Below are 18870 nucleotides of genomic sequence, written 5' to 3' on the forward strand. Positions count from 1 at the left end.
AAGGCTCCTTATAAAGCGTGTTCATGACTGTGCAGCAGGCTGGCAAGCCCGTTCAGCAGCAGGGTGTTGAAGGTGTCCGGCTCGGTGACGTTGCAGGCATGGCCGCCCTGACGCATCACCGCGCTGTGGCTGTGCGGGATGGCTGCCTGCAGCTCAGACGAGCAGACAGAGGGCACCAGCATGTCGTCGGCGGAACAGATGATCTGGACCGGGCAGCGGATGCGTTCGGCGTGGCGGCTGAAGTCGGCCTTTTTCAGGGCGTTCAGCCGGTGCAGCAGGTTGGCTTTTCCCTGAAAATGGGCCAGCGCCAGCGCTTCTTCGGCCTCCAGACGGGGGGCGCGAGCGGCCATCCAGTCTGCCGGGTAGAGAAACAGCGGCTGCGCCTCAACCCACGCCTGCGGGCCGCCGTAATGCAGCAGGCGCTCGCGGATCTGAAAGCAGCGGCGGGTATGCGCGTTGAGGGTCAACCAGCCGTTGACGCACACCAGCGCGGTGAGGGCGTCGGGGCGGTCGAGGGCCAGCTGCAGGCCGACCAGCGCCCCCAGCGCGTGACCGACGACGCTGTAGCGCGCGATCCCGGCCTCAGCCAGCGCCCGGGCCAGTTCGTCCGCCATCTGTGCCAGGCTGTAGCCTTCCGGCAGGGCGTCGGGGTTAGTGCCCGTTCCGCGCTGGTCATAACACACCACCTGATACTCCGGTTCCAGCGCGGCCAGCTGGGGCAGCCAGTAGCTGCCGCTGCCGCCGAGACCGGCAATAAGGACCACCACGGGCGCACCCTCATAAGGGGGCGGTGAGACGGAGAGTTTCATGGCCGCCTCACTTCGCGATGTGCGCAACGGTGGCGATCTCAACCAGCGCGTCCGGCTTCACCAGCCCGCACTGAATGCAGAATCGGGCCGGCTTATCGCCGGGGAAGAACTCCGCGTAGATTTCGTTAATCGCGGCGTAGTTTTTCCAGTCGGTAATAAAGATGCTGTTGAAGGTCACGTCTTCCATCGTGCCACCCGCCGTTTCGATCACGGTTTTGATCGTCTCCAGCACGTGGCGGGTTTGCGCCTTTGGGTCGTTGATAAACACCACGTTGTTGTCTTTATCAAACGGCAGCGTGCCGGAGACATACACCACGCCGTCGGCGAGCGTGCCGGGGACAAACGGGGCGATGGGCGTGCTGGTGCCCGGCGGGATGATTACGGATTTCGGCATCGTGTGTCTCCTCAGGCGATACGGGCGAGCGGAGGAGTCAGGGCGTCGCAGAACTCCGCAACGTTACTGACCCAGCCAAAAAAGGTTTCGATATTGAACAGGGCCGCCTTCTGGGCGAAATCCGGCCCGGCCTGATGGGTCGCGTCTTCCAGCACCACGCCGAAATACTCGAGGAAAAAGCCGTCGCGCAGGGTCGACTCCACGCAGACGTTGGTGGCAATGCCGGTGAAGACCAGATGGCGAATGCCCCGGCTGCGCAGCAGGCTGTCGAGCGGGGTGTTGAAAAAGCCGCTGTAGCGCGGTTTCGGCAGGACGATATCACCCGCCTGCGGGACCAGCTCATCCACCAGCTGATAATCCCAGCCGCCTTTTGCCAGCAGCTTGCCCTGCAGTTCGGGCCGTTTACGCATGGTTTTCAGGGCGTTCGACTTGTGGAAGTTGGGCGAGCCGGGGCCACCGGCCTCAACGTACTGGTCATCCCAGCCGTTCTGGAACCATATGATAAGCATGCCCGCGGCGCGCGCGGCGGCGACGGCGGTTTTGATGTTCGCGATCACCGGCTGGGTGGTGGAGACGTCGAACCCCGCCAGATCCAGATAACCGCCCTGGCTGGCGTAGGCGTTTTGCATGTCCACCACGATCAGCGCGCTCTGCTGCGGCGCAAAGGTGATGGCTTCCGGGCGTGCGTTAAGGGTTGTCATTACGCTACCTCCTTCGTGACGGCAGGGATGTGGGCGCGGCACTGCATCAGCGGCTGGATGCGCTCGCCGAAGGTTTCCACGCCGGTGAGGAAGTCATCAAAGGTCAGCAGGACGCCTTCCGCCCCGGGAACGGCTGCCACTTCGTCCAGCATCCTGGCGACGCTGGCGTACGAGCCGACCAGCGTGCCCATGTTGATATTGACCGCGGAGGTCGGGTCGGCCATCTGGCGAACGTTGGTATCCGCCCCGGAGCGGGTATCCTTCTGGCTCTGCTCGGTGAGCCAGCTCAGGGCCTCCTCGTCGGCGCCGTCCTTATAGCGCTGCCATTTGGCGCGCGCGGCGTCGTCGGTTTCGTCGGCAATCACCATAAACAGCACGTAGGAGCCCACGTCGCGCCCGGTTTTGTCGGCGGCCTCTTTCATGCGCGCGGCGGTCGGGGCGAAGGCGGCAGGCGTGTTAACCCCTTTACCGAAGCAGAAGTTGAAGTCGGCGTATTTCGCCGAGAACTCCATTCCCGCGTCGCTCTGCCCGGCGCAAATCACCTTCATCGGCACCGACGGCTGCGGGCTGACGCGGCAGTCGTTCATGGTGAAGAAGTCGCCCTTGAAATCGCTTTTGCCGGTACCCCACAGGTCGCGCAGGACCTGCACGTACTCGGTCAGGTAGTCGTAGCGACGCGAGAAGTAATCGTCGCCCGGCCAGAGCCCCATCTGCTCGTACTCGGGTTTTTGCCAGCCGGTAACCAGGTTGACGCCAAAGCGTCCGCCAGAGATGGAGTCAATGGTGGAGGCCATGCGCGCCACAATCGCCGGGGGCAGGGTGAGGGTGGCAGCGGTGGCGTAGATCTGGATCCGCGAGGTGACCGCGGCTAGCCCGGCCATCAGGGTGAAGGACTCCAGGTTGTGATCCCAGAACTCGGTTTTGCCGCCGAAGCCGCGCAGTTTGATCATCGAGAGCGCAAAGTCGAAATGGTAGTGCTCCGCTTTTTGCACGATGGCTTTATTCAGCTCAAAGGTCGGCATGTATTGCGGTGCAGTGGTCGAGATAAGCCAGCCGTTGTTGCCGATGGGTACAAATACGCCAATTTTCATCACGAACCTCTCTTCATTACGTCGCAGGTGTAACGGTGTTTGTGCAAAGGCAGTGCCAGTTTTGAAAATGGCAGTGTTATTAATGTGTTAATCAGAGGTTGGTGGTTTGATATGATTAAATGTGGACTAACTGGTCAAAAACATTGCACAGAAAACAGGCATTCATGCGCGATCGGGGTGCAGGATGTCGTGGCGAGACGGGGGTTTTGCTATGCTGAGGGCAACGCAGAATAAGGAGAGCGGGAATGACACAAGGCGCAGTGAAAATACCAGGTAAACGTTCGCAGGCGGTGAGCGCCAAGAAGCAGGCGATCCTCAGCGCGGCCCTGGAGACCTTTTCGCAGTTTGGCATTCACGGCACGCGCCTGGAGCAGGTGGCGGAGCAGTCCGGGGTGTCTAAAACCAATCTGCTCTACTATTACCCGTCGAAAGAGGCGCTGTATGTTGCGGTGATGCAGCAGATCCTCGATATCTGGCTGGCGCCGCTGAAAGCGTTCCGCGAGGAGCTGGCCCCGCTGGTGGCGATCAGGGAGTACATTCGCCTGAAGCTGGAGGTGTCGCGCGATTACCCGCAGGCATCACGGCTGTTTTGTCTTGAGATGCTGCAGGGGGCGCCGCTGTTGCAGGCGGAGCTGACCGGAGATTTAAAGCAGCTGGTGGACGATAAGTCGGCCATTATCGCCGGATGGGTGGCCAGCGGAAAGTTGGCCCCGGTCGATCCGCATCATCTGATCTTTATGATTTGGGCCTCCACCCAGCATTACGCTGACTTTGCGGCCCAGGTCGAGGCGGTGACCGGAAAAACGCTCCAGGACGAAGCGTTTTTCCACAGCACCCTGGAGAACGTGCAGCGGATGATTATCGAAGGGATCCGCTTGCGCTAGTTCCCCGGTGGGAGAGGGCAGCTTAAGTCGCCCTCTTCACACTGCATCAGCGAGGCCAGAAACGCCTCGCGCTCCACGGTTTTCTCCGCCAAGCACTGATTCACGATCATCGGCTGAACGCTGCCGCCTTCCGTCCCCGAACCGATAAACGCACAATCTGCGTCGCGCAGGGCAATCCAGGCCTGCTGCGCCTTTTTCAGCAGCTCGCGCTGAGGGGCTTCCGCACGCTTGACGGCGGCCTGATAGGTCTGGTTGAGCTTTTTGTCGGCAGCCTGGTACTGCTGCGCGCTACAGGTATTCAGTTCAACCTGGGTGGTCGCTTTGTCGCACTCGTCGGCCAGCGCGCTGGCGCTCAGCAGCAGCGCTGCGCCTGCGAGAAATACTCTTTTCATCATCCCCTCCGTGTAAAAAAGCCGGATGCGCTGCGCTTATCCGGCCTACGGTTGTTTTGTCGCCCCGGTAAGCGTAGCGCCACCGGGGAAAGTTTACACGATTAACCGATGGTCATCAGGCTGGCGTTACCGCCCGCTGCCGCGGTGTTGACGCTGAGGGAACGCTCCACGTACAGACGCTCCAGCAGCAGGTTGGTTTCCCCGCGCGCGAAGCCCTGCACCGAAACAATTGCCCCGCTGCGGGCCGCAACCTGCTCGCAGAGCTCGCGCAGCTGGTCAGAATCACCGTGATAAATGACGGCATCAAACGGCTGCGTAAGCAGCGCATCGGCTTTCGCGAAGTGGATACGGGCCGAGACCGCTTTCGGCAGCTGTTTGGCCAGGTCGCGATGCAGCGCATCTTCCGGCCACAGCACTTCACACCCGGTGGCCATCGCGGCGGCCAGCTGTACCAGCGCGTCCTGCTCGTTATCCGCCACGCACAGAACGCGCTCGCGCGGCATCAGCGTCCAGGTATTGCGCTCGCCGGTCGGCCCCGGCAGCAGACGCTGCGTACCGGCCTGTGCCAGCTCGCCATACTGCTGCGCCACGGCACGCAGTTCAGGACGTTTTTCCGCCCAGGCGATCAGCGCTTCCAGCGGCTGGGTCAGCACGGTTTTCAGCTGCGCATCCACCGGATACTCCGCATCCTGACGCGCCAGGGTAACGCCCAGCGCGTTCTCAGGACGGTTCGCCAGCAGACGGTACAGGTAGAGCGGACCGCCCGCTTTCGGACCGGTGCCGGAGAGGCCTTCACCGCCGAACGGCTGCACGCCCACGACCGCGCCCACCATGTTGCGGTTAACGTACAGGTTGCCCACTTTGGCGCTGCCGGTCACCTGCGCGATGGTCTCGTCGATACGGGTATGCACGCCGAGCGTCAGGCCATAGCCGGAGGCGTTAATCTGCTCAACCAGCTCGTTGAGGTTGTTACGGTTGTAGCGCACCACGTGCAGCACCGGACCGAAGACCTCTTTTTTCAGCTCGTCGAAGCTTGCCAGCTCGATAAGCGTAGGCGGCACAAAGGTGCCGGAACGCCACTCGCGGGCGTCTTCGCTGTTGTCTCGCACCGCCTGGAACACCGGACGGCCTTTCGCGCGCATGGCCTGAATGTGGTTTTCAATATTGGCTTTGGCTTCCGCGTCGATCACCGGCCCGATGTCGGTGGTGAGACGGCCCGGGTTGCCCATGCGGCATTCGGCCATCGCGCCGCGCAGCATCTTCAGCGTGTGGTCCGCCACGTCATCCTGCAGGCACAGCACGCGCAGGGCGGAGCAGCGCTGACCGGCGCTGTCGAAGGCGGAGGCCAGCACGTCAACCACCACCTGCTCGGTGAGGGCAGAGGAGTCGACGATCATGGCGTTCATGCCGCCGGTTTCCGCGATGAGCGGCGTAGGACGACCCTGCGCATCCAGACGGGTGGCAATATTGCGCTGCAGCAGCGAGGCCACTTCGGTCGAACCGGTAAACATCACGCCGCGCACGCGGTTATCGGAGGTCAGTTTGGCGCCCACGGTTTCACCGCGGCCCGGCAGCAGCTGGACCACGCCCGCCGGTACGCCGGCTTCCAGAAGAATGTTGATGCCCTGTGCGGCAATCAGCGGGGTCTGCTCTGCCGGTTTTGCCAGCACGCTGTTGCCGGCGGCCAGGGCGGCGGCAATCTGGCCGGTGAAGATCGCCAGCGGGAAGTTCCACGGGCTGATACAGACGACCGGGCCGAGCGGACGGTGGGTTTCGTTGTCGAAATCATCGCGCACCTGACCGGCGTAGTAGTGCAGGAAGTCGACCGCCTCGCGCACTTCGGCGATGGCGTTGCTGAAGGTTTTACCCGCTTCGCGCACCAGAATGCCGATGAGCGACTGCATCTGATCTTCCATCAGCACCGCCGCGCGTTCCAGAATGGCGGCACGCTCCTGCGGCGGGGTGGCGAACCAGATAGGGGCGTTATTCACCGCGCTGTCCAGCGCCTGATCCACCTCCGCTTCGGTGGCTTCACGCACGTAGCCGACGATATCTTTTGGCTCCGCCGGGTTGATGACCGGCTGCATGTCGCCGTCAGCAACGGGCTGCTCCAGCATCGGTTTCGCCTGCCACTTCTGCAGCGCGCTGTTGAGCAGGGCAGAGGAGAGGGACGCCAGACGGTGTTCGTTGGCGAGATCCAGCCCCGCCGAGTTGACGCGACCCTTGCCGTACAGCTCGCGCGGCAGGGCAATCTTCGGATGCGGCAGGCCAATCTGGCCTTCCTGGGCCGCCATCTTCTCAACGGCCTGCACCGGATCGGCGACCAGCTCGTCGAGCGGCAGGGTGGTGTCGGCGATGCGGTTAACGAAGGATGTGTTCGCGCCGTTTTCCAGCAGGCGACGCACCAGGTACGCCAGCAGGGTTTCGTGGGTACCCACCGGGGCGTAAATGCGGCACGGGCGGTTAAGCTTGCCGTCCGCCACTTTACCGGTCACCTGCTCGTACAGCGGTTCACCCATGCCGTGCAGGCACTGGAATTCGTACTGGCCCGGGTAGTAGTTCTGCCCGGCCAGGCTGTAAATGGCCGCCAGGGTGTGGGCGTTGTGGGTGGCGAACTGCGGATAAATCAGGTTCGGCACGCCGAGCAGCTTTTTCGCGCAGGCGAGGTAAGAGACGTCGGTATAGACCTTGCGGGTGTAGACCGGATAGCCTTCCAGCCCTTCCATCTGGGCGCGTTTGATTTCGCTGTCCCAGTAGGCCCCTTTCACCAGGCGGATCATCAGGCGACGGCGGCTGCGGCTGGCCAGGTCAATCAGGTAATCAATGACGAACGGGCAGCGCTTCTGGTAGGCCTGGATCACGAAGCCAATGCCGTTCCAGCCCGCCAGCTCCGGTTCGAAGCACAGTTTTTCCAGCAGATCGAGGGAGATCTCCAGACGGTCGGCCTCTTCGGCGTCGATGTTGATGCCGATATCATACTGGCGCGCCAGCAGGGTCAGGGACTTCAGGCGCGGGTAGAGCTCTTCCATTACCCGATCGTACTGCGCGCGGCTGTAGCGCGGGTGCAGGGCGGAAAGCTTAATGGAGATGCCCGGGCCTTCATAAATACCGCGACCGTTGGACGCTTTACCGATGGCGTGGATCGCCTGCTGGTAAGAAACCATGTAGGCCTGCGCGTCGGCGGCGGTCAGCGCCGCTTCGCCCAGCATGTCGTAGGAGTAGCGGAAACCTTTATCTTCCAGCTTGCGGGCGTTCGCCAGCGCTTCGGCAATGGTTTCCCCGGTGACGAACTGCTCGCCCATCAGACGCATCGCCATGTCCACGCCCTTGCGGATCAGCGGCTCGCCGCTCTTGCCGATGATGCGGTTCAGGGAGCGGGACAGGTTGGCTTCGTTATGGGTCGAGACCAGTTTGCCGGTGAACAGCAGGCCCCAGGTCGCGGCGTTAACGAACAGCGACGGGCTGCGGCCAATGTGCGAATGCCAGTTGCCGTTGCTGATCTTGTCGCGGATCAGCGCGTCGCGGGTGGCTTTATCCGGAATACGCAGCAGCGCTTCCGCCAGGCACATCAGCGCCACGCCTTCCTGTGAGGAGAGGGAAAACTCCTGCAGCAGACCCTGAACCATCCCGGCGCGGCCGGTGGCGGTTTTCTGGTTACGCAGTTTGTCAGCCAGCTGGTACGCCAGGCTGTGCGCCTGTGCGGCAATAGCTTCCGGCAGACGAGCCTGTTCCAGCAGCATCGGTACGGCGTCGGTTTCGGCGCGACGGTACGCACCGGTGATGGCGGCGCGGCTGACGGACTGCGGCAGGATCTGCTCGGCGAATTCGAGGAACGGCTGATGGCTTTCATCGCCAGCGGCTGGCGCTTCCTCGCTTTCATTGGCGGCACCGGCGAGCAGGGCAGGCAGCTCCGGCAGGCCCTCGTCGCTCTCGAGTCTTTCGAGATAGTTAAAAATCGCCTGCTTAATTAACCAGTGCGGCGTGCGATCAATGCGGGTTGCTGCGGTCTTAATCCGTTCGCGGGTTGCGTCATCCAGCTTAACCCCCATGGTGGTCATACCCATGCCAAAGCTCCTGTTGTGCTTTCATCGTGTTTGGTCGTTAGCGTGAAATATCCACCATGTTGCAACTTTGTGCAACCGTGTTAAATGTGACCTGGTTTGCAACCCAGAAAATGAATGGATTGTTAACGAATGGTTAGCTGGAAAAACGTGCTGGCTTTGTCGCGGAAAGCCTGTTTTTATGCGGGAGTTAACACTTTTCAAAGGTGCAACCCGTAAAAGCGTGAGCGAGTGCAACCTATAGGAAACTCGTATCAAACCGGGGATGAAATTGATGTAAATGCAGTGTTAAATCGTTTGTCAGCGGAGGGCGCATACGGCAGGATAGCGCGCCCAACCGAAACACAAGATACCGTCACCTCGTTCCGGTGATCATATAACAAGGCAACCCGGATGGTTGTCGCTCGACACTTTTGGAGAATTTGAATGGCAATTAGCACACCGATGCTGGTGACATTTCTCGTTTATATTTTTGGCATGATCCTGATAGGGTTTTTGGCGTGGCGTTCCACGAAAAACTTTGACGACTACATTCTGGGCGGACGCAGTTTAGGCCCGATGGTGACCGCACTCTCCGCGGGCGCATCGGACATGAGCGGATGGCTGCTGATGGGTCTGCCGGGTGCGATTTTTATCTCCGGTATCTCGGAAAGCTGGATCGCCATCGGTCTGACCGTGGGCGCGTGGATCAACTGGAAGCTGGTGGCGGGCCGTCTGCGCGTGCATACCGAGGCTAACAATAATGCCCTGACGCTGCCGGACTACTTCACCGGACGCTTTGAAGATAACAGCCGCATTCTGCGCATTATCTCTGCCGTGGTTATCCTCCTGTTCTTTACCATCTACTGTGCCTCCGGCATCGTGGCGGGCGCGCGCCTGTTCGAAAGCACCTTCGGCATGAGCTATGAAACCGCCCTGTGGGCCGGTGCGGCGGCGACCATCCTCTATACCTTCGTGGGCGGGTTCCTGGCGGTAAGCTGGACCGACACCGTGCAGGCGAGTCTGATGATCTTTGCCCTGATCCTGACCCCGGTGATTGTGATTTTCACCGTTGGCGGCTTTGGCGAATCGCTGGAAGTGATCAAGCAGAAGAGCATTGAAAACGTCGACATGCTGAAAGGGCTGAACTTTGTCGCCATCGTCTCCCTGATGGGCTGGGGTCTGGGCTACTTCGGTCAGCCGCACATTCTGGCGCGCTTTATGGCGGCGGATTCTCATCACACCATCGTTCATGCGCGTCGCATCAGCATGACGTGGATGATTCTGTGTCTGGCGGGCGCGTGTGCGGTCGGCTTCTTCGGTATCGCCTACTTTAATAACAACCCGGCGCAGGCGGGCGCGGTGAACCAGAACGCCGAGCGCGTGTTCATCGAACTGGCGCAGATTCTGTTTAACCCGTGGATTGCCGGTATTCTGCTCTCTGCGATCCTGGCGGCGGTGATGTCCACCCTGAGCTGTCAGCTGCTGGTCTGCTCCAGTGCAATCACCGAAGACCTCTATAAGGCCTTCCTGCGTAAAAACGCGAGCCAGAAAGAGCTGGTGTGGGTAGGGCGCTTTATGGTGCTGCTGGTGGCGCTGGTGGCGATTGCGCTGGCGGCCAACCCGGAAAACCGCGTGCTGGGTCTCGTGAGCTACGCGTGGGCGGGCTTCGGTGCGGCGTTTGGTCCGGTCGTCCTGTTCTCCGTCATGTGGTCCCGTATGACCCGTAACGGCGCGCTGGCGGGGATGATTATCGGTGCGGTGACCGTTATCGTCTGGAAACAGTTCGCCTGGCTGGGCCTGTACGAAATCATTCCTGGCTTCATCTTCGGCAGCATCGGTATCGTGGTCTTCAGCCTGCTGGGTAAAGCACCGTCTGCCTCCATGCAGAAACGCTTTGCGGAAGCCGACGCGCATTACCACTCCGCGCCGCCGTCTAAGCTGCAGCCGGAATAATTTTTCCCACGGAAAACCGTAGGCCGGGTAAGCGCAAGCGCACCCGGCTTTTTTCTTGCCAAAATCCGTCTTTTCCTGTGATATCCCTGTGCTTATAACAATGAGGATAGCGAAGCATGACAATCAAAACAGGGTTAATGGCGGCGGCATTATTGATGCTGGCGGGCTGCAGCGCGCCATCGCAACACGCGGCGGTGGAGACCTGCAAAGCGGATAGCCAGATGCAGCAAACCACGCTCTATTTCGGCTTGAACCGTCCTGCCGGGGCGCAGATTACCAGCAACGAGTGGCAGCAGTTTGTTGACCAGGACGTGACGCCGCGCTTTCGCGATGGCTTAACGGTGTTTGATGCCCGCGGGCAGTGGTTGGGGAACGACGGAAAAGTGGCGCGCGAGCCGAGCAAGGCGCTGATGCTGATCCACGGTAAAGATGCGCAGAGCGAGAAGAACATCGAAGCGTTACGCGGGATTTATAAGTCCCGCTTCGCGCAGGAGTCGGTGATGCGTGTCGATCAGCCGGTGTGCGTGCAGTTTTAATGAAAACGGCGGGAATTCCCGCCGTTGTTGTTTTGTAGGCCGGGATCGCTGCGCGCCACCCGGCATTGCATCAGAGCACCAACCCCGCAAAGCTCGCCGACAGCAAACTCACCAGCGTCGCGCCGTACACCAGACGCAGCCCGAAACGCGATACCACGTTACCCTGCTGCTCGTTCAGGCCCTTAATCGCCCCGGCCACGATGCCGATAGAGGCAAAGTTCGCGAACGAGACGAGGAAGACGGATAAAATCCCCAGCCCGCGCGGGGACATCTGGTGGGCTATTTTCTGCAGCTCAATCATCGCCACAAATTCATTCGCCACCAGCTTGGTCGCCATAATGCTGCCCGCGTTTAAGGCATCGCTCAGCGGAATCCCTACCAGCCACGCCAGGGGATAAAATACATAGCCCAGGATCTGCTGGAAGCTCATGCCAAATACGCTGGAGAAGAGGGCATTAACGGCGCTAATAAGCGCGATAAAGCCAATCAGCATCGCCAGAATAATCATCGCCACCTTAAAACCGGCCAGAATATACTCGCCGAGCATCTCGAAGAAGCTCTGCGATTCATGCAGTTTTTCGAGCTTAACATCCGGCTCCGCTTCCGGGCGCGCCGGGTTGATGACCGAGAGGATAATAAAGGTGCTGAACATGTTGAGAATCAGCGCCGCGACGACATATTTGGCGTCGAGCATGGTCATATACGCCCCTACAATCGACAGGGAGACCGTCGACATGGCCGTGGCCGCCATGGTGAACAGACGACGCGAGGAGAGATCGCCCAGCACGCCTTTGTAGGCAATGAAGTTTTCCGACTGGCCGAGGATCAGCGAGCTCACCGCGTTAAAGGATTCCAGCTTGCCCATACCGTTCAGTTTTGACAGCAGCGTACCGATTACCCGAATAAAAATTGGCAGGATCCGCCAGTGCTGAAGAATACCGATCAGCGCGGAAATAAAAATAATCGGACAAAGCACGCCGAGGAAAATGAACGCCAGCCCTTTTTCACCCATACCGCCAAAGACGAAATTGGTGCCTTCGCCAGCAAATTTGAGCAGTGACTCAAAAAATCCTGAGACGTATTTAATCAGGAATAACCCGCTTTCGGCGTGCAGGAAAAAGAACGCCAGCGCAATTTCAATAACAATCAGCTGTAAAACAAAACGAACCCGAATTTTCCGGCGGTCAAAACTCGTAAGCCAGGCGAGCGCAAGAATAATCACCAGCGCCAGCAGGAAATGGACAATTTTAAACATGGTTTATTTTCAGTTAGGTTGTGAGGCGGATATTTAGCCACAGCCCTGAATCAGCGTAAATGGGCATTTTCGTTATAACTTATAAACCTGAACGTTACGTACGTCACTATTATCAGGCTTTGCGTTTACAACTCGTCATCAAAACACCGCACATTTCGCTTGTTTTTCTTTCCGTCGTAATGATAATCACTATCACAAGAATTTACCTTTCTTTGCATCAGTTGACCGCGATAAACATTTAAGGTGTCGGCATGTTTGTTCCATTTCTCATTATGTTACGTGAAGGGCTCGAAGCCGCCCTTATCGTGAGCCTCATCGCCAGTTATCTGAAGCGAACCCAGCGCGGGCGCTGGATTGGCGTCATGTGGGTCGGCGTATTCGTTGCCGCGGCGCTCTGCCTGGGCCTGGGCATTCTCATTAACGAAACCACCGGCGAGTTCCCGCAGAAAGAGCAGGAGCTGTTTGAAGGTATCGTCGCCGTGATTGCGGTGGTGATCCTCACCTGGATGGTGTTCTGGATGCGTAAAGTCTCGCGTAACGTGAAGGTGCAGCTGGAGCAGGCGGTGGATAACGCGCTGCAGAAGGGGAACAACCACGGCTGGGCGCTCATTATGATGGTCTTTTTCGCCGTCGCGCGTGAAGGGCTGGAGTCTGTTTTCTTCCTGCTGGCGGCGTTTCAGCAGGATGTGGGGATCTGGCCGCCGCTGGGGACCGTGCTGGGCCTCGCCACGGCCGTGGTGCTCGGCTTCCTGCTGTACTGGGGCGGTATCCGCCTGAACCTGGGCGCCTTCTTCAAGTGGACCAGCCTGTTTATTCTGCTGGTGGCCGCGGGTCTGGCGGCAGGGGCGATTCGCGCCTTCCATGAAGCGGGCCTGTGGAACCATTTCCAGGACGTGGCGTTTGACCTCAGCAACGTTCTCTCCACGCACTCTCTGACCGGCACCCTGCTCGAAGGTATCTTCGGCTATCAGGAAACGCCGAGCGTCAGCGAAGTGGCGATGTACTTTATTTATCTGGTTCCGGCGCTGGTGCTGTTCGCCATGCCGCCGCGTACCGGCACGCAGGCGTCGCGCGTTGCGCCGTAATTTTTGATTTAGTGACAACATACTTTTAAAGGGAAGAGTCATGGCAATTCAGTTCCGTCGTAGTGCGTTATGCGCAGGCATTGCCGCGCTGTTCGCTTCTGCATTCTCCGCCTGGGGCGCGGATGTTCCTCAGGTCAAAGTCACCGTCAATGATAAGCAGTGTGAGCCGATGACCCTCACGGTGGACAGCGGCAAAACCCAGTTCATTATTCAGAACCACAGCCAGAAGGCGCTGGAGTGGGAGATCCTGAAAGGCGTTCTGGTGGTGGAAGAGCGTGAAAATATCGCCCCTGGCTTTAGCCAGAAGATGACCGCCAACCTGCAGCCGGGCGAGTATGAGATGACCTGCGGCCTGCTGACCAACCCGAAAGGGAAGCTGATCGTCAAAGGTGAAGTGACGGCCGATGCGGCGAAAGGCGCGGCGGTGCTGAGCCTGGGCGACGCGATTACGGCTTATAAAGCCTATGTCACGAAAGAGACGGCGGAGCTGGCGACGGCAACCAAAGCCTTTACCGATGCGGTGAAGGCCGGGGATATCGAAAAAGCGAAATCCCTCTATGCGCCAACCCGTCAGCACTACGAGCGCATCGAGCCGATCGCCGAGCTGTTCTCTGACCTTGATGGCAGCATCGATGCCCGTGAAGATGATTTCGAGCAGAAGGCCGCCGATCCGAAATTCACCGGTTTCCACCGTCTGGAGAAAGCCCTGTTTGGTGACAACACCACCAAAGGGATGGAGAAATACGCTGAGCAGCTGAACAGCGACGTGCTGGAGCTGCAAAAGCGCATCAGTGAGCTGGCCTTCCCGCCGTCTAAAGTGGTGGGCGGCGCGGCCGGTCTGATTGAAGAAGTGGCCGCGAGCAAAATCAGCGGCGAAGAGGATCGCTACAGCCATACCGATCTGTGGGACTTCCAGGCTAACGTCGACGGCGCGCAGAAAATTGTTAACCTGCTGCGTCCTCAGCTGCAGAAAGAGAACGGCGAACTGCTGGCCAAGGTGGACGCCAACTTCAAAAAGGTCGACACCATTCTGGCGAAGTACCGTACCAAAGACGGCTTTGAAACCTACGACAAGCTGACCGATGCCGACCGTAACGCGCTGAAAGGCCCGATTACCGCCCTGGCGGAAGATCTCTCCCTGCTGCGTGGCGTACTGGGTCTGGACTAAGCACGATGGATAAGCACAACGAGAGCGACGTGGCAGAGCCCTCACGTCGTCGGCTGTTAAAAGGGGTAGGGGCGCTGGGAGGCGCGCTTGCTCTGGCTGGCGGGTGTCCGGTGGCGCACGCGGCGAAACCGCAAAGCGCGCCCGGCACGCTGTCACCCAACGCCCGCATGGAGACGCAGCCGTTTTATGGCGAGCATCAGGCGGGCATTCTGACGCCGCAGCAGGCGTCGATGATGCTGGTGGCCTTTGATTCGCTGGCCAGCGATAAAGCCGATCTGGAACGCCTGTTCCGCCTGCTGACGACGCGCATCGCGTTTCTGACCGCCGGTGGACCGGCGCCCGATACGCCGAACCCGCGTCTGCCGCCAATGGACTCCGGCATTCTGGGGCCTTTCATCGCCCCGGATAACCTGACCATTACCGTTTCGCTGGGTGAATCGCTGTTTGACGCGCGCTACGGGCTGGCAAAACAGAAGCCGAAGGCGCTGCAAAAAATGACGCGCTTCCCGAATGATTCCCTGGACGCCGCCCTCTGCCACGGCGATCTGCTTCTGCAGATTTGCGCCAATACGCAGGACACGGTAATCCACGCCCTGCGCGACATCATTAAGCACACGCCGGATCTGCTGAGCGTGCGCTGGAAGCGGGAAGGGTTTATCTCTGACCACGCCGCCCGCAGCAAAGGGAAAGAGACACCGGTGAACCTGCTGGGCTTCAAGGACGGCACGGCCAACCCGGACAGCCATGATAGTGCGCTCATGAAGGAGGTGGTGTGGGTCACTGCCGATCAGGGCGAACCGGCATGGGCGGTGGGCGGTAGCTATCAGGCGGTGCGCATTATTCAGTTCCACGTGGAGTTCTGGGACCGCACGCCGCTCAAAGAGCAGCAGACGATCTTCGGTCGCGATAAGCAAAGCGGGGCGCCGCTCGGCATGAAGAACGAGCATGATGTGCCTGACTACGCCCGCGATCCGAATGGCGACGTGATTGCGCTGGACAGCCATATTCGTCTGGCCAATCCGCGTACCAAAGAGACGCAGTCCAGTCTGATGATGCGTCGGGGATACAGCTATTCGCTCGGCGTGACCAATTCCGGTCAGCTCGATATGGGGCTGCTGTTCGTCTGCTATCAGCACGATCTCGAGAAGGGGTTCCTGACGGTACAGAAGCGCTTAAACGGCGAAGCGCTGGAAGAGTACATTAAACCTATCGGCGGCGGCTATTTCTTTGCCCTGCCAGGCGTGCGCGACAGCAACGCGTATCTCGCGCAGGGTCTTATTGAAGCCTGATAATTGTCCCCGCAACCGTTCGCGGGGACATTATTTTTTCATATGACTATCCTGCTGTTATATTTCTGTAATATTTCTATATGAGACTGATTTCAACTGTAGGGACAGTCCTAAAAGTTGCATTCAGGTAAAATAAATGTTGCATTTATGATAACTCCTGATGTACTTAAGATAAGACAGCGGTAGTTCCCGGCAGTGATGCTGAATCACTATGGAGATCGCGAATGGTTGCGTCCTGTACTGGACAAGGTAAACATAACAACCGCAGCACCCGGCGCGGAGGCTCAGACTCCGGCAGCGATTTCCTCACCACTAAATTTTCCCCCCTCCCTCAAGAATCTGATTCGACCGACGTGCAGAACGGTGCGCGTAGCTGTTCCGTATCGTCATCCGATAGTGCAAGCAATGGCTTACAAGGAAGCCAACCCTCTGATGTTCGTGCGCATAATCGTGCCGACGCTGGCGCGTGTGATGAATACCAACAACTCAAGGTGCTATCCATGGGAAGACAAAAAGCAGTGATCAAAGCTCGTCGCGAAGCAAAACGTGTGCTGAGACGGGATTCACGTAGCCATAAACAGCGTGAAGAAGAATCGGTCACCTCGCTTGTGCAGATGAGTGGCGTAGAGGCAATTGGCATGGCCCGTGACAGCCGTGATAATTCTCCAATTGTTGCGCGTAATGAGGCTCAGGCGCACTACCTGAATGCTATCGAGAGTAAACAGCTCATCTTTGCAACCGGTGAAGCCGGATGCGGGAAAACCTGGATCAGTGCAGCCAAAGCGGCGGAAGCGCTGATCCATAAGGACGTGGAAAGAATCATTGTTACCCGTCCGGTACTGCAGGCTGATGAAGATCTCGGCTTCTTGCCCGGTGACATTTCGGAGAAGTTTGCCCCGTACTTCAGGCCCGTCTATGACGTGCTGGTGAAGCGGCTGGGTGCATCCTTCATGCAGTACTGCCTGCGGCCAGAGATTGGCAAGGTGGAAATCGCGCCGTTCGCCTACATGCGCGGACGTACATTTGAAAATGCGGTCGTCATTCTTGACGAGGCTCAGAACGTGACCGCTGCGCAAATGAAGATGTTTTTAACGCGCCTCGGGGAGAACGTGACGGTTATCGTTAACGGCGATATTACCCAGTGTGACCTGCCGTCCGGCGTGAAATCCGGACTGAGCGACGCCATGTCACGTTTTGAGGAAGATGAGATGATTGGGGTGGTACGCTTCACCAAAGATGACTGCGTGCGCTCGGCGCTCTGCCAGCGCACGCTGCAAGCCTATTACTGAGTTTGCTGTTGCGTTCAAGGCCCGGGAAACCGGGCTTTGTTTTTTGTGCGGGCATGTCGTCGGGTGGCGCTGCGCTTACCCGACCTACAATACTGCATGCGTGCAATATGCGAAAAAAAAGCCCGTACTTTCGTACGAGCTCTCATCTCGAATATGGCGGTGAGGGGGGGATTCGAACCCCCGATACGTTGCCGTATACACACTTTCCAGGCGTGCTCCTTCAGCCACTCGGACACCTCACCATATTGTTTTGCTGCCTGACCGCGTGGGGGCAACGGGGCGCTACTATAGGGAGTTGCGCTGACACGGTCAAGCAGATTTTCAGCTTTAGTGCCTGTTCGGTTAAGCAATAATCAGCTCCACGGTTTTTACGCCGCGGAGCAGGGGATTAACGCTGTGAATCGAGCACTTCGCTGTTTTTAACCACTTCCTGCGCTTTGCTGTAGCTTTCGATCAGCAGCTGATAAGCCGGGAAGATGTGGGTGTACACTTCCGCCCACTCCGCCGCATCTTCACGGTTCCAGGTACGCTGGATCTCAGAGGCCACCGCCGCCGTATCCATCGGGACCACACCGGCCTGTACAACGCGCGCCAGCGTGATCTCCTGCGCCATTTTGCTGTAGGTGCCGGAGGCATCAATCACCGCAAACACCTTATACCCGTCCGCAACCGCGCTGATCGACGGGAAGGCCATGCAGACGCTGGTAATGGTACCCGCAATGATCAACGTCTTACGCCCGGTGGCTTTTACCGCCGCCACGAATTCCGGGTTATCCCAGGCGTTGATCTCGCCTTTGCGGGCAACATATTGCGCATGCGGCGCGTTGGCGTGGATCTCCGGGATAAGCGGTCCGTTCGGCCCTTGCGGGACGGATGCGGTGGTGATCACCGGGATCTTCGCCAGAGTAGCGATTTTTGCCAGCGCTGCCGCACGGGCACGCAGTTCCGGCATTGGCATATCACCAACGGTCTGGAACAGACCGCTCTGGTGATCGATAAGGAGCATCACAGCATCGTTCACATCGATGACCGGACGGGTTCCATTAAAGTTCGCAGGTGTAGACATGTTCTTCTCCTTTATTACGATCGGATCTGGCCGAAGCGGCCGGAATTGAAATCACGAATGGCTTCGTTGATTTCGGTTTTACTGTTCATCACAAACGGGCCATAGCCCACGATAGGTTCATTCAGTGGCTCACCCGCCATCAGCAGCACTTTGGCATCGCTGCTGGCTTCCAGGTGCAGCTTGTCGCCTTCCTGACTCAACACGACCAACTGGGCTTCACCTGCCTGAGCGGTACCGTTTACCGTGATGCTGCCTTCAAGCACGACCAGCGCTGTGCTCCAGCCTTCCGGCTGAGCGAGCGTCAGATGGCTTCCCTGGTTCAGCGCGATGTCCCAGACGTTGAGCGGCGAGAAGGTGTGCGCCGGGCCGGTCACCGTGTCGTAGCGACCGGCAATAACCCGCAGCGTTCCACCGTCGTCAGGCAGCGTCACTACCGGGATGTCGGCTTTCGTGATGCTCTGGTAGCCCGGTGCGGCCATCTTGTCTTTCGCCGGCAGGTTGACCCAAAGCTGCATCATTTTGAGTTCTCCGCCTTTTTGCGAGAACGCGCTGGAGTGGAACTCCTCGTGCAAAATGCCTGCGCCGGCGGTCATCCACTGCACGTCCCCGGGGCCAATGACGCCGCCTTTCCCCGTGGAGTCGCGATGCTCCACTTCACCGGAATAGACGAGAGTGACCGTTTCAAAACCCCGGTGAGGGTGTTGGCCTACGCCGCGTTTCGCACCGTCTGCCGGAAAGGTGTATGGGCCCGCGTAGTCCAGCAGCAGGAACGGGCTGAGCGGCTCGCCGTGCGTCTGATAGGAGAACATTGAACGGACCGGGAAACCGTCGCCCACCCAGTGCTGACGAGGAGCGGTATAAACGCCAGTGATGTTTTTCATGATTAACTCCTGATGTTCTGTTGATGTAATTAGC

The 18870-nt window shown here is 59.0% G+C and carries 16 protein-coding genes and 1 tRNA gene; 7 read left to right on the forward strand and 10 right to left on the reverse strand.

The window, feature by feature from the left end:
- Positions 1 to 8 precede the first annotated feature (8 nt).
- Genes rutD through rutA form a run of 4 tightly spaced genes read right to left on the reverse strand, consistent with a single transcriptional unit; the run spans position 9 to position 2995 of the window.
- Complete coding sequence (gene rutD / locus PI91_RS10675; protein ID WP_039266115.1) at positions 9 to 809, reverse strand: pyrimidine utilization protein D; 801 nt, start codon at positions 807 to 809, stop codon at positions 9 to 11.
- 7 nt (positions 810 to 816) lie between these two features.
- On the reverse strand, positions 817 to 1203 hold the full coding sequence (gene rutC / locus PI91_RS10680; protein ID WP_008499822.1) for a pyrimidine utilization protein C: 387 nt from the start codon (positions 1201 to 1203) through the stop codon (positions 817 to 819).
- Between the two features lie 11 nt (positions 1204 to 1214).
- Entirely contained in the window at positions 1215 to 1904 is a 690-nt protein-coding gene (gene rutB, locus PI91_RS10685; protein ID WP_039266116.1) for a pyrimidine utilization protein B, read from the reverse strand.
- The gene (gene rutA / locus PI91_RS10690) at positions 1904 to 2995 is read right to left on the reverse strand and encodes a pyrimidine utilization protein A (RefSeq protein ID WP_039266117.1); all 1092 of its coding nucleotides are present in this window, start codon (positions 2993 to 2995) and stop codon (positions 1904 to 1906) included. Before rutA ends, rutB begins: the two co-directional genes overlap by 1 nt.
- 245 nt (positions 2996 to 3240) lie before the next feature.
- Between rutA and rutR the strand changes: the two genes are divergently transcribed.
- A complete protein-coding gene (gene rutR / locus PI91_RS10695; protein ID WP_039266118.1) occupies positions 3241 to 3879 on the forward strand; it encodes an HTH-type transcriptional regulator RutR in 639 nt (212 codons plus the stop codon).
- On the opposite strand, the gene PI91_RS10700 is transcribed toward rutR, so the two are convergent.
- Positions 3876 to 4271, reverse strand: a complete 396-nt coding sequence (locus PI91_RS10700; protein ID WP_008499817.1) for a lysozyme inhibitor LprI family protein — start codon at positions 4269 to 4271, stop codon at positions 3876 to 3878. The genes rutR and PI91_RS10700 overlap by 4 nt on opposite strands.
- 101 nt (positions 4272 to 4372) lie before the next feature.
- On the reverse strand, positions 4373 to 8335 hold the full coding sequence (putA, locus tag PI91_RS10705) for a trifunctional transcriptional regulator/proline dehydrogenase/L-glutamate gamma-semialdehyde dehydrogenase (RefSeq protein WP_039266119.1): 3963 nt from the start codon (positions 8333 to 8335) through the stop codon (positions 4373 to 4375).
- Positions 8336 to 8758: 423 nt separating this feature from the next.
- Here putA and putP point away from each other — a divergent pair, with 423 nt between their 5' ends.
- Positions 8759 to 10267 (forward strand): sodium/proline symporter PutP, encoded by a 1509-nt coding sequence (gene putP / locus PI91_RS10710; RefSeq protein WP_008499815.1) that lies wholly within the window; start codon positions 8759 to 8761, stop codon positions 10265 to 10267.
- A 116-nt stretch (positions 10268 to 10383) separates the two neighbouring features.
- Positions 10384 to 10803, forward strand: a complete 420-nt coding sequence (locus PI91_RS10715) for a DUF3574 domain-containing protein (protein WP_032651277.1) — start codon at positions 10384 to 10386, stop codon at positions 10801 to 10803.
- 70 nt (positions 10804 to 10873) lie between these two features.
- Here PI91_RS10715 and PI91_RS10720 read toward each other — a convergent pair whose 3' ends face one another.
- Entirely contained in the window at positions 10874 to 12058 is a 1185-nt protein-coding gene (locus tag PI91_RS10720) for a NupC/NupG family nucleoside CNT transporter (RefSeq protein ID WP_021240801.1), read from the reverse strand.
- 251 nt (positions 12059 to 12309) lie between these two features.
- Here PI91_RS10720 and efeU point away from each other — a divergent pair, with 251 nt between their 5' ends.
- The 4 genes from efeU to phoH all read left to right on the forward strand — a co-directional run bounded on the left by efeU (position 12310) and on the right by phoH (position 16889).
- Complete coding sequence (efeU, locus tag PI91_RS10725) at positions 12310 to 13143, forward strand: iron uptake transporter permease EfeU (protein WP_039266120.1); 834 nt, start codon at positions 12310 to 12312, stop codon at positions 13141 to 13143.
- Positions 13144 to 13183: 40 nt separating this feature from the next.
- Positions 13184 to 14311 carry an iron uptake system protein EfeO gene (gene efeO, locus PI91_RS10730; RefSeq protein WP_039266121.1) on the forward strand — a complete coding sequence of 376 codons (1128 nt, stop codon included), beginning with the start codon at positions 13184 to 13186 and terminating at the stop codon, positions 14309 to 14311.
- Between the two features lie 5 nt (positions 14312 to 14316).
- Positions 14317 to 15600, forward strand: coding sequence for an iron uptake transporter deferrochelatase/peroxidase subunit (efeB, locus tag PI91_RS10735; protein ID WP_032651282.1), 1284 nt, complete (start codon positions 14317 to 14319; stop codon positions 15598 to 15600).
- Between the two features lie 500 nt (positions 15601 to 16100).
- Positions 16101 to 16889 carry a phosphate starvation-inducible protein PhoH gene (gene phoH, locus PI91_RS10740; protein WP_008503509.1) on the forward strand — a complete coding sequence of 263 codons (789 nt, stop codon included), beginning with the start codon at positions 16101 to 16103 and terminating at the stop codon, positions 16887 to 16889.
- A 154-nt stretch (positions 16890 to 17043) separates the two neighbouring features.
- Here the strand turns inward: phoH and PI91_RS10745 are convergent.
- The 3 genes from PI91_RS10745 to PI91_RS10755 all read right to left on the reverse strand — a co-directional run bounded on the left by PI91_RS10745 (position 17044) and on the right by PI91_RS10755 (position 18836).
- Positions 17044 to 17131, reverse strand: a tRNA-Ser gene (locus PI91_RS10745).
- Between the two features lie 146 nt (positions 17132 to 17277).
- Positions 17278 to 17955, reverse strand: a complete 678-nt coding sequence (locus PI91_RS10750) for an isochorismatase family protein (protein ID WP_008503510.1) — start codon at positions 17953 to 17955, stop codon at positions 17278 to 17280.
- Between the two features lie 14 nt (positions 17956 to 17969).
- Positions 17970 to 18836 (reverse strand): pirin family protein, encoded by an 867-nt coding sequence (locus tag PI91_RS10755; protein WP_039266122.1) that lies wholly within the window; start codon positions 18834 to 18836, stop codon positions 17970 to 17972.
- Between the last annotated feature and the right edge of the window lie 34 nt (positions 18837 to 18870).

The organism is Enterobacter sp. FB (assembly GCF_000805795.1).
Classification (GTDB): domain Bacteria; phylum Pseudomonadota; class Gammaproteobacteria; order Enterobacterales; family Enterobacteriaceae; genus Enterobacter; species Enterobacter roggenkampii.

What these genes read in the sequence shown, in the direction of transcription:
- PI91_RS10755 (WP_039266122.1), bottom strand. Translation starts at nt 18,836, where the DNA reads ATGAAAAACATCACTGGCGTTTATACCGCTCCTCGTCAGCACTGGGTG.
- PI91_RS10700 (WP_008499817.1), bottom strand. Translation starts at nt 4,271, where the DNA reads ATGAAAAGAGTATTTCTCGCAGGCGCAGCGCTGCTGCTGAGCGCCAGC.
- efeO (WP_039266121.1), top strand. Translation starts at nt 13,184, where the DNA reads ATGGCAATTCAGTTCCGTCGTAGTGCGTTATGCGCAGGCATTGCCGCG.
- efeB (WP_032651282.1), top strand. Translation starts at nt 14,317, where the DNA reads ATGGATAAGCACAACGAGAGCGACGTGGCAGAGCCCTCACGTCGTCGG.
- efeU (WP_039266120.1), top strand. Translation starts at nt 12,310, where the DNA reads ATGTTTGTTCCATTTCTCATTATGTTACGTGAAGGGCTCGAAGCCGCC.
- rutD (WP_039266115.1), bottom strand. Translation starts at nt 809, where the DNA reads ATGAAACTCTCCGTCTCACCGCCCCCTTATGAGGGTGCGCCCGTGGTG.
- PI91_RS10750 (WP_008503510.1), bottom strand. Translation starts at nt 17,955, where the DNA reads ATGTCTACACCTGCGAACTTTAATGGAACCCGTCCGGTCATCGATGTG.
- putP (WP_008499815.1), top strand. Translation starts at nt 8,759, where the DNA reads ATGGCAATTAGCACACCGATGCTGGTGACATTTCTCGTTTATATTTTT.
- putA (WP_039266119.1), bottom strand. Translation starts at nt 8,335, where the DNA reads ATGGGTATGACCACCATGGGGGTTAAGCTGGATGACGCAACCCGCGAA.
- rutR (WP_039266118.1), top strand. Translation starts at nt 3,241, where the DNA reads ATGACACAAGGCGCAGTGAAAATACCAGGTAAACGTTCGCAGGCGGTG.
- phoH (WP_008503509.1), top strand. Translation starts at nt 16,101, where the DNA reads ATGGGAAGACAAAAAGCAGTGATCAAAGCTCGTCGCGAAGCAAAACGT.
- rutC (WP_008499822.1), bottom strand. Translation starts at nt 1,203, where the DNA reads ATGCCGAAATCCGTAATCATCCCGCCGGGCACCAGCACGCCCATCGCC.
- rutA (WP_039266117.1), bottom strand. Translation starts at nt 2,995, where the DNA reads ATGAAAATTGGCGTATTTGTACCCATCGGCAACAACGGCTGGCTTATC.
- PI91_RS10715 (WP_032651277.1), top strand. Translation starts at nt 10,384, where the DNA reads ATGACAATCAAAACAGGGTTAATGGCGGCGGCATTATTGATGCTGGCG.
- PI91_RS10720 (WP_021240801.1), bottom strand. Translation starts at nt 12,058, where the DNA reads ATGTTTAAAATTGTCCATTTCCTGCTGGCGCTGGTGATTATTCTTGCG.
- rutB (WP_039266116.1), bottom strand. Translation starts at nt 1,904, where the DNA reads ATGACAACCCTTAACGCACGCCCGGAAGCCATCACCTTTGCGCCGCAG.